Consider the following 12,947-nt stretch of genomic DNA (forward strand, 5'->3'; position numbering starts at 1 on the left):
AAGACGACCGCACTCACAGCAATGGCCCAAGCGATTTTGCTGCTTGTTTTAAGCCCTGCCTTGGCAGCCGAAACCCAAGAGCAAAGCAAAACGGAAACTGGTGGCGCCATTCGCCTCCAATCCAATGCACGAGCGAGTTCGGATACGACGGCTGACGAAGTGATGTATCGCGCGCCGCTGGCTCCGGCGGTCGTTCCGATGAGTGAATTCGAACGCTATGTGCAACGGCTCGCCGGCCAAGACCGGGAAGCTGCTCGCCGTGAGGCCGAAAGCGCCAATGATCCCGGGCGTGTCGCCGCGGAGGCAGAGCCGATTCGCCGCTTCGGTTCTGAATTGATGAGCGAAGCCTCGCGTGGCGGGCTCCTTCAAGAATCCAGCACCCAGATCCCACAAGACTATGTCATCAACGTTGGCGACGAGATCCTGGTCACCCTGTGGGGCTCCGTCGATGCCGACCTGCGCCTCACCGTCGATCGCAGCGGCCGCATCACCATCCCGCGCGTCGGCCCCGTGATGCTTGCGGGTGTGCGCTACGCAGACCTGAACTCCGCCATCGACCAGCGTGTCAGCCAAGTCTTCCGCAATTACAAAATCTCGACCTCCTTGGGACGCCTGCGGAGCATTCGGATTTATGTGACGGGCTTCACCCAGCGCCCAGGCGCTTACACGGTGAGCAGCCTTTCGACATTGGTGACCGGCCTGATGAAAGCCGGTGGCCCCACCGGCGCCGGAAGCTTCCGCCAAATCGAATTGCGCCGAGCCGGCAAGACCATCAGCTCCTTCGATTTCTATGAGTTGTTGATCAAGGGCGACAAAACCGCCGACCGCACCCTGCAAGCTGATGATGTGATTCACATCGGCGCTGTTGGCCCGCAAGTGGCCTTGATCGGCAGCGTCAACAAGCCGGCCATTTTTGAGCTTAAGCCTCAAGACACGCTGGCCGACGTGCTGGCCATGGCGGGCGGGTTCTCCGCTGTGGCTGATCGCAGCCGTTTTACGCTGGAACGATTGGATGCGCGCAATGACGCTCGCGTCATCGAAATCCCCCTGCCCCAGCAAGAGAAAAACAAACTACGTGATGGCGACATCCTGCGCGCCTTCAGCGCGGTTGAAACGGCCCTGCCCCAACACAAGCAAAGCAAGCGCATCAAGGTCGAAGGCGAAGTGCAGCGCCCAGGCGAATTCATCTTGCCGGCCAACAGCACCTTGGCCGACGCCATCAAGGCGGCGGGAGGACTGACACCCGGCGCCTACCTCTACGGCACCGATTTCAGCCGCGAAAGCGTGCGGATCAAGCAGTCCGAGAACTATGAACGGGCGCTTCGCGCCATGGAGATTGATTTGCTGCGCGCCAGTTCCGGCAAGAAAGCCCTCAGCGCCGATGAAGCCGCAACGCAGGTCGCCAAGGAACAAAGCAGCACACGCTTGGTGGAACGCCTGCGCTCGCTCAAGCCCACGGGTCGCGTCGTGCTGGAAATTCCCCCCGAAGCCAACAACCTCCCCGACCTGAGCCTCGAAGACGGCGACCGTCTCCACGTCCCCGCAGTTCCGAAGAGCATCGGCGTTTTCGGCAGCGTGTTCAATAGTGGCAGCTACCTGTATAAAACAGGCGCAGCACTCGGTGAGTTCATGAAGCTGGCCGGCGGCCCAACCAAGGGCGCCGACACCGGCAGCTCCTTCGTGGTCCGCGCCAACGGCAGCGTCGTAAGCGCTCGCCAGTCGACCGGCGGCTGGTTCATGTCCGGCAATTCCCTGGAAAGCCTGCCCGCACAACCCGGTGACACCGTGTTCGTGCCCGAGGAAATGGACAAGACCACCTTCATGCAAGAGGCGAAGGAATGGACGCAGATTCTTTATCAGTTTGGCTTGGGCGCTGCGGCGCTGAAGACCATCAAGAACTAATTGACCGAACCAAGCTGAAACTGCGGAGTCGCTGCGCGTGAGCCAAAACAATTCAACATCGCAAGACCATCTTGCACCTCTTGATCAACAAGGTGATGACGACGGCATCGACCTGCTGGAACTACTGACCATCTTGGCAGCGCGCTGGCGACTGCTGCTGGTGGCCCCCTTAGCAGCGGGCACCTTGGCCCTGGGCGGCAGCTACCTCATTGCACCCACCTATACCGCCAAGACCACATTCTTGCCCCCCCAACAACAGCAAAGCTCTGCCGCGTCAGCCTTGGCATCCCTAGGCGCCCTATCTGGTTTGGCGGGCGGCATGGCTGGAATCAAAAGCCCGGCAGACCAGTATGTCGCCCTGATGCAGAGCAACAATGTCGAAGATCGTATCGTCGACCGCTTCAAGCTCATGGAAGAGTACGAATCCAAGTACCGCTTTGAAGCCCGTAACACACTCGAAAAGAATGTGCGCATTTCTTTGGGAAAGAAAGATGGCCTGATTACAGTCGAGGTTGACGCCAAAAACCCGCAAATGGCCGCCGATATCGCAAATATGCATGTCACCGAATTGCGGCGCTTGACTTCCGAACTCGCATTGACTGAGGCTCAGCAGCGTCGCGCGTTCTTTGAAGGAGAGTTGAAGCGGACCCAAATCAAGCTAGTTGAAGCCCAACAGATCCTGCAAAGCAGCGGATTCAACCCCGGCGCATTGAAAGCTGAACCCAAGGCAGCCGCCGAAGGCTATGCCACCCTTAAGGCCCAGGCTACAGCAGCTGAGATCAAGCTGCAAACCATGCGCCGCAGCTTGGCCGACACCACCCCTGAAATCCAGCAGCAAACAACACTGCTGGGCGCGCTGCGCGCCCAGTTGTCCAAGTTGGAAGGCGCAACAAGCGACATCAAGAACGATGCAGACTACATCGGTCGCTACCGAGAATACAAATACCAAGAAACGTTGTTCGAGCTGTTTTCCAAGCAGTTTGAAATCGCACGCTTGGACGAAAGCCGTGAAGGTGCTCTGATCCAAGTCATCGACATTGCCACCAGACCGGAGCACAAAAGCAATCCAAAGAGAGCATCCATAGCTCTTACATCGACGTTCGCATTTTTAGTGTTGATGCTAATTTATTTTCCAACGATGCACATCTTACAAAAGGCGAAGAAAATCCAAGCAATCAAACAAGAATTGGCTGTTTAAGGGCCGCCTTAAGCCAAAAGCAAACGCACCACAACTGCCATTTCCTCGAAGGCTCGAGCGGGTAAGACAAGTCCATATAGCATCGAATTCCAGAATCCGATCACCACACCCGGTATCAACATCCGCTCCTTGGCTTCCCCTAGTGAATCAAGACAAATGCTAAAAATCCTTACCGTCGTTGGCGCTCGCCCTCAATTCATTAAAGCCGCCGCAATCTCCAGGGCAATCAGAAATAGCCAGGATAATATTTTTGAAGAAACACTTCTTCACACAGGGCAGCATCACGATGAAAACATGTCATCGGTATTTTTTGATGAACTAAAAATAACCACGCCGAAATACAATCTAGAAATTTCCGGTGGGCTCCATGGGGCCATGACTGGAAAAATGCTTGACGGCATCGAAAAAGTTCTCATAGCCGAGAAACCAGATTGGGTTCTAATTTATGGCGATACGAACTCGACGCTGGCAGCTGCATTAGCAGCAGCAAAGCTTCACATTCCTGTGGCCCATATTGAAGCAGGTCTTCGCTCGTTCAATATGAGAATGCCTGAAGAAGTAAACCGAATCGTTGCCGACCGTCTTTCCACCCTGCTTTTGTGTCCTACAAAAACTAGCGTAGACAACCTTCGTGCAGAGGGGAAAATGAAAGGCGTGCATTTGGTTGGGGATGTTATGTACGACGTTTCCCTCTACTACAGGGATCTATCACGTAGGCAAAGCGATATTTTGGAAAGACTGGGCCTAGCCGAAGGCCAATATGTGCTAGCCACTTGCCACCGAGCGGAAAATACAGATGTCTCGCACCGCCTGCGAGGTATTGTCAGTGCATTGGCAAAGATTGCAAAAGACGTGCCAGTGATACTGCCGCTCCATCCTCGGACTCGCAAACTCATCGCAGAGCATGAACTTGAAAGTGAGTTAAAAGCCGTAACCTTAACTGACCCGCTACCTTTTCTAGATATGGTACGACTGGAACAATCTGCAAAGGTCATCTTGACAGACTCAGGTGGAGTACAAAAAGAGGCTTTCTTTTACGGTGTTCCGTGCATCACTATGCGCGATGAAACAGAATGGACTGAAACTGTAAATTCAGGCTGGAATACGCTAACTGGCGCAGAACCAGATGCAATCGTTCGGGCATTCCAATCTAGCGACAGTCTGCGCAAGTTAACAACCGAACCCTACGGCACAGGCAACGCAGCCGAACTCTGCCTGAAAGCAATTCTGCAAGCGCAGCAGGCAAAGTGAACCCACCTCAGAGAGACGCGCCTAGTCCCAATCAGGCATTGGAGGTCATGCGAAAAAACGTGTCTCGACTCGCGTCCGGTGCAGTGGTTTCGCAGGCACTCATGATCGCATCTACTCCTCTGCTGACGCGAATTTTTAGTCCAGATGCTTTTGGCATCATGGCGGTGTTTTCTTCTACCTACGCCATCGCGATACCAATTGCGACAATGAAGTACGATGCAGCAGTCATCCTACCTAAGTCGGACCAAAGTGCGATAAGACTAACTGCATTAGTTATCCTTATTGCGTCTAGTCTCTCGATTCTGACAGGAGTAATCCTTTGGCTGTCAACGACGCTTTCGCTCCTACCTCACGCCGCCGAACTGAATTTATGGCTACCTCTAGCCCTATGGCTTGGTTCACTCTATACACTAACTCAGCAATGGAGTGCTCGCCGAAACAATTACAAACATTTTGCTCGCAGCCAAATAATTGGCGCTACATTCAACATCGGAACCAGCCTGGGCCTGGGGATTTGGCTAGGGGGCAGACCCGAATACCTAATTTTTGGTTTTGTATTTGGCATGGCCAGCTCTCTTGGGTACATGTATTTGTCCCAAAGCAGAGGTCCAACAATTCCTATTCGATTATCAATTAAAAACCTAATACACCGAGCTATAGTTTACAAGCAGTTCCCCACTTTAGTTCTCCCCACAACACTTTTAATTACATTCAGTCAAAGTGCCATCCCTCTTATCCTCACGGCGAATTACCCAATAGCTGATGTCGGGCATTTTGCTGTCGCCAATCGTCTTTTGCTGGTCCCCTCCGCCCTTATCGGCGGAGCCTTAACCGAAGTCTTTCGCGCCGAATTTGTACGGCGGCAACGAAATCGCACAGAGGTCACCACTCTTTTTCAGCGCACCTTACGTACTTTAGCGTTTTTTGCTTTCCCATTATTCGGAACACTGACTGCATTGGCACCATTATTGTTCAGCAAAGTGTTCGGAGTCGAGTATCAAGGAGCTGGTCAAGTTGCACAAGCAATTGCACTTGGCGTAGCAGCACAGTTCCTAGGCAGTCCTTTTGCCAGCGTCTTCGTGGCACTTCGCCGCGCGGATACTGGATTGAAAATTCAACTAGCGACAACGGGGGTACCACTGGTATTTTTGGCAGCCGCCGCGACAAATCACCTACCCTTGAATTCAGCACTACTAATTTATTCGGCAACTTCTGCACTGAGCATTGCTGCGATGTTGGTCCTAGTGCTACGCATGTGCCGAGGCGCGGACAATTCACCCAGAACGAGTGAAACGGCATGATTAAAGCACTAATACTCGCCACCCTCTACATCGTCGCCGTTCATTACGCCTACGTCTCATACATCAATCCAACCTTTGAATACGCCCACTACACATACCTAGCCCCGACACCCTTGAGTTTGGCAAGCACCTACCTACTATCATTACTCGTAGTTTTCGCGTACAGCGATACTGCACACCCCGCACAAGCTGCCGCGGGATTAATATACACGCTGTGCTACGTTCCAATTCAATTGAGCCTACTATTCAGTGTAGATCAACCGTATCGCACGATATTTGAGGCGCAAGTTGCTATCGCATTGAGCATGTCCTTTATATTCGTAGCGGCTCGAATGGGAGCACTGCCAACACCGGCCAATTCATTTAGCTTCAAAAACTTAGACCGATTCCTAGGCCTACTCACAATCGGAACGATCATCACGATTATCACCGTCAATCGACACCACATGCGCCTTGTGTCATTTGAAGATGTCTATGACCTCCGAGAAGAAGCAACCTCAGGGGCCTCCAGCCCGCTTTTTAACTACCTAACCTCATTGGTCTCCTACTGTTTCCTCTCTTATTTTTTTGCCCGGGGCATTGCCCACAAAAAATGGCGTCACCTTATTTTGGGGATTCTCGGCTCCATAGTACTTTATACAACAACGGGCGCAAAATCATCACTCCTGCTTTTACCAATGACGTTGGGCGTAGTTTTTCTCTGGCGTTCAGGGTCTGGTTTTTTGGCTCGCACATTATTTACTGTAATTGTCCTTATTTTCACATTAATCGCCGCTCTACCTGACGAAGGCGCATCACTTTGGGCAAAAGCAATAATACTTGTGCGTGTCATCGGAACTAGCGGATGGACAGCCAGCAAATATTTTGAGTACTTCGGAAGCCACAAGTACACATACTACACCCACATTGGCCCAATCAAATCCCTGACCGGCAACTATCCTTACGGTGAAAATTCTTTAGGGCAGCTCATAGGAATTGAGTATTCCGGGTCGGCTGAAGCCAACTTCAACGCAAGCTTTTGGGCAAGCGATGGCTTTGCGGCCTGTGGAGTTGCGGGAATACTCATAGTAACAATACCGGTGATTGCCATACTTTTCGCGATAAATCGCCTCACCAGAGTCTTTGAGAGTAGATTCACTGTCGCTTGGATTACTGGATTTATCATTGCAATGTTAAATGTACCCCTTTCAACAGCATTACTATCTGGTGGTGGTGGCGTTATTTTCCTATTGGCATGGCGAGCAACGAAAGATTAACTTAAAATTTCACAAAAAATCTTTAAATCCAATTAAAAGCCACAAAAAACCAAAGAAGCAAGTAAAGCCATTAAATTTAAAAACTATGAAAATAGTACATCTCGAAGATTTCATCCATCCAGACGCTGGCTATCAAGTTAACTTGCTTGGCAGACTTCAAGTACTTCAAGGCCACGAAGTTCAAGTTGTGACAGCCGAACTTGACAAAATCCCATCGGAGTTAACCGATTTTTTCGGCCGCGATGACATTATTGGTCGAGACCAAAGATTCGAAAATGAGACTGGTGTAAAAATACACCGAGTTCCATTATTTGGCTTCTATAGCGGACGCGCAATATTTCGCCCGTTTAGACTTTTGAGACAAGTAATATCTACAAAACCAGATGTACTCTTCGTTCACGGGGAAGATACATTAACCGGAATTGTGTTTATTTTGATTTCGCGTTGGCTACCATTTCCGATAGTCCTTGATTGCCACATGCTCGAAATGGCATCAAAAAACAAGTACAGGGAGTATTTTCGGTGGATCTATAAGCGCTTCATAACGCCTATTATTTTGAAGCGAAAAATTCCGCTAATACGTGTAGTTGATAGCGATTTCGTTCAGAAGTGCCTAGGCATTCCCTTGTCACACACCGATCTTCTCTCCTTCGGTACGGATACCGATCATTTCAAGCCCGATCCAGAAAAAAAAGCGTCCCTACGCAAAGAACTTGGGCTAGATCCAAACGCCTTTCTAGTTGTTTATGCCGGCAAATTGGATGAACACAAGGGTGGGAAATTCTTGTCTTCTGCCATTAGCCGCTCCTTAAACGACCCAAGCAACAGACCCATTGAATTTCTTGTGATCGGCAACGCGGTAGGAGAGTACGGTGAAACTGTAGAATCTGAGCTCGCCGGCAGTCAGAACAAGATAGTGCGACTCCCGACCCAGCGGTACTTTGATTTGGCGCGCTTTTATCAAATGGCTGACCTATCAGTCTTTCCAAAACAATGCAGCATGAGTTTCTTTGAGGCCCAATCATGTGGACTTCCTATCCTGTTCGAGGAAAATGAAATAAATAGCCAACGGGCTGAGTACAAAAGCGCGGTGACATTCGAACCTGAGTCCATCGAGGATTTTCGAGCAAAGCTAATAGAGTTATCGAAACTCCCCCCCGACGAATATGCGGAGTATGGCAAGAACGCGCGCAAGCATGTGCTTGAAAAATATGATTTTGTTCCCATCGCCAAGCAGTTCACCGAAGTATTGGCGAGAACAATCAAACAATGGAAAACGCATTCATGACACCTAAGGGTGAAACCGCGGGCTTAATTGTCGGCATCGACGCCTCACGCAACCGTTCTGGCGGTGCTATAGCCCACCTCAAAGGAATCATTGATGCATTCGACGTAAAGCTCGGCATTGCTCAGGTCCATGTTTGGGCGTTTAAGTCGTTACTTGATGGCTTACCTGACCGCCCTTGGCTATTCAAGCACCACCACCCTATGCTGGAGAAGTCACTCTTTCAACAACTATGGTGGCAGGCCAGTATCTTGAAGCGGGACGCCGAGCGAATCGGCTGTCATGTCCTGTTCGCTACTGATGCAAGCACTTTGTGCAACTTCCACCCGTTGGTCGTACTAAGCCAAGACCTGCTATCTTATGAGCCGGGTGTTATGCAAACCTATCGTTTGGGTCGTACTAGGCTACGTCTTGAAGTTATCAAACGCGTACAGAACATCGCATTCCGCCGGGCAATTGGTGTTTTGTTTCTAACTGAATATGCGCGCAAGTTGGTCCAAGCCTCCTGTGGAAATCTGAGCACCACTGCACTTGCCCCGCACGGAGTAGATGACGCGTTTCGAATTCCTGCCCCCGGACTAAGAACACACTTCCAAGTCGACGGAAACGCAATCCGTTGCACATATGTTTCTAGTGCGGACTTCTACAAGCATCAGTGGAACGTTGTTAAGGCAATTCGCCTGCTACGAGACCAGGGCATACTTGTCACACTAACGTTGATTGGCGGAGGGTCGGGGAAAGCTCGTCAACTGTTGGATCGCACAATTGCAGAGTGCGGCGGGGCAGAATGGACGACGCAACTCGATTTCCTCAAACACAGCGAGCTACCCGCGCAGTTGGATCATGCAGATATCTTTGTTTTCGCATCTAGTTGCGAGAATTTGCCGGTTACCTTGCTGGAAGGCATGGCGAAAGCTCTACCTATTGCATGTTCAAATCGAGGTCCCATGCCCGAAGTCTTGGGCGACGGCGGTGAGTATTTCGACCCACTGGATCCGACATCCATCGCGGATTCTATTGGCCGTTTGATCGCTAGTCCAGATCGCCGTAAATTATTGGCAACAACCGCCCATGAACGCGCAGACACTTTCACTTGGTCAGAGTGCTCAAACCGCACGTTCAGCTTTATTCGTAACAGCTATTTTCAATACGTGACAACCCAATGAGCTCATACCAAATCTGCTCACAGTGCATCATGGACACTTCCGATCCGAACATTAGGTTCGACGGACAAGGCAAGTGCGATTACTGCAACAACTTTGAAGCGACGATACTCCAAAACTGGGACACCAAGACCAAGGGGGGTATGGAGCTACAACGAATGGCTGATTTGATCCGTGAGGATGGCAAAGGCCGTAACTTTGATTGCATCATCGGCCTTAGTGGTGGCTTGGATAGTTCCTATGTCGCATACATCGCCAAAGCAAAGATGGGACTACGCCCCTTACTCTTTCATGTAGACGCAGGATGGAATACCGACCAAGCGGTAGGCAATATCGAGAAGCTTGTTGATGGGCTCGGGCTGGATCTTTACACCGAAGTGATCAATTGGGAGGAAATGAAAGATCTTCAGGTTGCCTTTCTGCGGTCAGGGATCCCGGATCAGGACTTGCCGCAGGACGCCTCCTTTTTTTCTTCGCTCTACAAGTTCGCGCGCCAGCACAAGATCAAGCACGTCATCACCGGCTCGAACTTCTCAACCGAGTGCTGCCGCGAGCCAGAGGAATGGGGCGGCTATTTGGGCATCGATACGCTGCTCTTCAATGACATCCACAAGCAATTTGGCAAGCGTCCGTTGGAGACGTTCCCGCTCAAGGACATTCTGGTCTACAAGCTGTATTACCAGAAGGTCCTCGGCATGAAGGTACACCACCCGCTAAACCTTGTGCCCTTCGGCAAGAAGGAAGCAGAGGATGAACTCGGGCGCTTGTTCGGCTGGCAACGCTTCCAACACAAACATCACGAGTCACGCTTCACACGCTTTTATGAAGACTATTGGTTGCCGCGAAAGTTTGGTTTCCATAAACGGCGGGCCCATTTCTCCAGCCTCATCATGACGGGCCAAATGACGCGCGAGGCCGCACTTGCGCGCATTGCCCAGCCAGAAATGGACGAACACTTTCTGAAGCAGGAATTCGAATATGTAGCGCATAAATTGGACCTGACTGTCGATGAATTGCAGGCCATCTTCGATGGTCCAAACAAGACTTACCGGGACTACAAGAACAAGCGCTGGATGATCGGCTTCGGTGCCAATGCGATGCGCTGGCTGGGTCTGGAAAAAAGGTACTTCCGATGATTCGCATCGTCGATTACGGCGTTGGCAATATCCAGGCCTTCATGACGATGTTCAAACGCCTGGGACTGGAGGCAACAAGGGCGCGTACGGCATCGGACTTGGAGGGTGCGACTCGCTTGATTTTGCCTGGCGTCGGTGCGTTCGATCACGCCATGACCCTGCTCAATCAGTCCGGGATGCGAGAGCGCCTGGAAGAGTTGGTGCTGCAAGAGAGTATTCCGGTGCTTGGCATTTGCGTCGGCATGCAGATGCTGGCTGGTGGCAGTGACGAAGGTGAGTTGCCCGGATTGAACTGGGTACCCGGCCAAGTCAAAGCCTTCGCCACGCATCCGCAATCCAAGGATTTGCCCATGCCACACATGGGCTGGAACGACCTGGCGGTCAAGCCTGGCCACAAGCTCTTTAGCGGCTTTGAGCCTGAGCCGCGCTTTTACTTCCTGCATTCCTATTACTTTGATGCGGCAGATAAAAACGACGTTTCTGCCACGGCAGAGTACGGCCATCACTTTGATTGCATTGTTTCAAAAGGCCATATCCACGGCGTCCAGTGCCACCCCGAGAAAAGCCACCATTTCGGTGCGCATCTCTTAAAGAACTTCGCGGAACTCTGAACCATGCTGCGTCCTCGCATCATTCCCTGCCTGTTGATCCACAAAGGCGGGCTGGTCAAGACCCAGCAATTCAAGGCACCCAAGTATGTGGGCGACCCCATCAACGCGGTCAAGATTTTCAACGAAAAAGAAGCTGACGAGTTGATGGTGCTGGACATCGACGCATCGGTAAACAGGGTCGAGCCCAACTATGCACAGATCGCGAAGTTGGCGGCCGAGTGCCGCATGCCGCTGTGTTACGGCGGCGGCGTCACCACTGCCGATCAGGCTGCTCGCATCATTGACTTGGGCGTTGAGAAAGTCTCGGTCAGCGCCGCCGCGGTGGCCAACCCGGAATTGCTGACCAAGATTGCCTCAGCGATTGGCCGCCAGAGTGTGGTGGCCGTTCTTGACGTACGCAAGAAGAGCGGCCTTTTCAGTAAAGGATACGAGCTCTGTACGCACAACGCCAAGACGGCACATAAGCTCGACCCCATTGCCTTCGCACGGCAAATGCAGGAGGCTGGTGCTGGTGAGATCGTGATCAACTCCGTCGATCGCGACGGCGAGATGAAGGGCTACGACATTGAACTCGCACGTCAAATGCGCGCCGAGCTGAAAGTTCCCTTGACCATCCTCGGCGGCGCAGGCTCGCTTGATGACATCAGCACATTACTCGGCGCTTGCGGCGTTATCGGTGCGGCAGCGGGCAGCCTCTTCGTGTTCAAGGGGCAGTATCGAGCGGTCCTGATCAACTATCCCACGCCGCAGCAAAAAGACGATTTGTGCCGAACGGCACTTCGCTCCTACGAAAAGAATTGATTGAATCCATGTTTAAAGACAAGACCCTGTTGATCACCGGTGGCACCGGCAGCTTCGGCAATGCCGTGCTGCGCCGTTTCCTGGATTCCGACTTGCGCGAAATCCGCATCTTCTCGCGAGATGAGAAGAAGCAAGACGATATGCGCAAGCGCTACAACAGCCCAAAGCTCAAGTTCTACATCGGTGATGTGCGCGATATTCGAGTGGTTGAGTCCGCCATGCGTGGTGTGGATTATTGCTATCACGCGGCAGCCCTCAAGCAAGTACCCTCCTGCGAGTTCCATCCAATGGAAGCAGTACGCACCAACGTGCTGGGGACAGAGAATGTGCTGGAGGCCGCCATTCGTGCCGGCGTCAAACGCGTGGTCTGCTTAAGCACGGATAAGGCCGTATATCCCATCAACGCCATGGGAATTTCCAAGGCCATGATGGAGAAGGTGATGGTTGCTGCATCGCGCAACTTAGAGGGAACTGGCACCGTCATTTGCGGCACGCGCTACGGTAATGTGATGGCCTCGCGCGGTTCGGTCATCCCCCTTTTCGTCGAGCAGGTACGGGCGGGCAAGCCGATCACCATCACCGATCCCAATATGACCCGCTTCATGATGACATTGGATGATGCCGTGGAGTTGGTGTTGTACGCCTTCGAACACGGCAACAACGGCGATATCTTCGTACAAAAGGCGCCGGCGGCCACGGTCGAGGTTCTCACACATGCCGTGCTCTCGCTGATGCAACGCCAAGATCATGAAGTACGCGTGATTGGCACTCGTCACGGCGAGAAGTTGTATGAAGCGCTACTCAGCCGCGAAGAGCGTGCTGCGGCAGAAGACCTCGGTGGCTACTTCCGCGTGCCACCTGATGGCCGCGACCTCAACTATGGAAAGTTTGTCGAACAAGGGGAGACTAGCATTTCATCGAGTGAAGATTACAACTCCCACAACACCGAACGACTTGATGTTGATGGGATGAGGCAATTGCTGTTGAAGCTTGACTTCATGCGGCGCATTGCAGCGGGTGAAGCCGCCCTGCCAGAGGATTGA

At 52.1% G+C, this 12,947-nt stretch carries 11 protein-coding genes; all 11 read left to right on the top strand.

The features are described 5' to 3' along the window. The first annotated feature begins 198 nt into the window (after positions 1–198). The 11 genes from LNV06_RS08115 to LNV06_RS08165 all read left to right on the top strand — a co-directional run bounded on the left by LNV06_RS08115 (position 199) and on the right by LNV06_RS08165 (position 12,947). Positions 199–1,902 (top strand): SLBB domain-containing protein, encoded by a 1,704-nt coding sequence (locus LNV06_RS08115; RefSeq protein WP_263537757.1) that lies wholly within the window; start codon positions 199–201, stop codon positions 1,900–1,902. A 37-nt stretch (positions 1,903–1,939) separates the two neighbouring features. Next, positions 1,940–3,100: a Wzz/FepE/Etk N-terminal domain-containing protein gene (locus LNV06_RS08120; protein WP_263537758.1), complete on the top strand. Its 1,161-nt coding sequence runs from the start codon at positions 1,940–1,942 to the stop codon at positions 3,098–3,100. A gap of 156 nt (positions 3,101–3,256) precedes the next feature. Continuing rightward, positions 3,257–4,351, top strand: coding sequence for a non-hydrolyzing UDP-N-acetylglucosamine 2-epimerase (gene wecB / locus LNV06_RS08125; RefSeq protein WP_263537759.1), 1,095 nt, complete (start codon positions 3,257–3,259; stop codon positions 4,349–4,351). A gap of 101 nt (positions 4,352–4,452) precedes the next feature. Then, entirely contained in the window at positions 4,453–5,652 is a 1,200-nt protein-coding gene (locus tag LNV06_RS08130; RefSeq protein WP_263537760.1) for an oligosaccharide flippase family protein, read from the top strand. Further along, positions 5,649–6,908, top strand: coding sequence for a hypothetical protein (locus LNV06_RS08135; protein WP_263537761.1), 1,260 nt, complete (start codon positions 5,649–5,651; stop codon positions 6,906–6,908). The genes LNV06_RS08130 and LNV06_RS08135 overlap by 4 nt, the downstream gene beginning before the upstream one ends. Next, positions 6,829–8,196 (top strand): glycosyltransferase family 4 protein, encoded by a 1,368-nt coding sequence (locus tag LNV06_RS08140; protein WP_263537762.1) that lies wholly within the window; start codon positions 6,829–6,831, stop codon positions 8,194–8,196. Before LNV06_RS08135 ends, LNV06_RS08140 begins: the two co-directional genes overlap by 80 nt. Next, positions 8,178–9,359: a glycosyltransferase gene (locus LNV06_RS08145; protein ID WP_263537763.1), complete on the top strand. Its 1,182-nt coding sequence runs from the start codon at positions 8,178–8,180 to the stop codon at positions 9,357–9,359. Before LNV06_RS08140 ends, LNV06_RS08145 begins: the two co-directional genes overlap by 19 nt. Then, the gene (locus LNV06_RS08150; protein WP_263537764.1) at positions 9,356–10,492 is read left to right on the top strand and encodes an N-acetyl sugar amidotransferase; all 1,137 of its coding nucleotides are present in this window, start codon (positions 9,356–9,358) and stop codon (positions 10,490–10,492) included. The genes LNV06_RS08145 and LNV06_RS08150 overlap by 4 nt, the downstream gene beginning before the upstream one ends. Further along, positions 10,489–11,103, top strand: coding sequence for an imidazole glycerol phosphate synthase subunit HisH (gene hisH / locus LNV06_RS08155; RefSeq protein WP_263537765.1), 615 nt, complete (start codon positions 10,489–10,491; stop codon positions 11,101–11,103). The genes LNV06_RS08150 and hisH overlap by 4 nt, the downstream gene beginning before the upstream one ends. A gap of 3 nt (positions 11,104–11,106) precedes the next feature. Then, positions 11,107–11,904 carry an AglZ/HisF2 family acetamidino modification protein gene (locus tag LNV06_RS08160; RefSeq protein WP_263537766.1) on the top strand — a complete coding sequence of 266 codons (798 nt, stop codon included), beginning with the start codon at positions 11,107–11,109 and terminating at the stop codon, positions 11,902–11,904. An 8-nt stretch (positions 11,905–11,912) separates the two neighbouring features. Next, positions 11,913–12,947, top strand: coding sequence for a polysaccharide biosynthesis protein (locus tag LNV06_RS08165; protein ID WP_263537767.1), 1,035 nt, complete (start codon positions 11,913–11,915; stop codon positions 12,945–12,947).

The sequence above is a fragment of the Paucibacter sp. Y2R2-4 genome, from assembly GCF_025717535.1.
GTDB lineage: Bacteria > Pseudomonadota > Gammaproteobacteria > Burkholderiales > Burkholderiaceae_C > Paucibacter_A.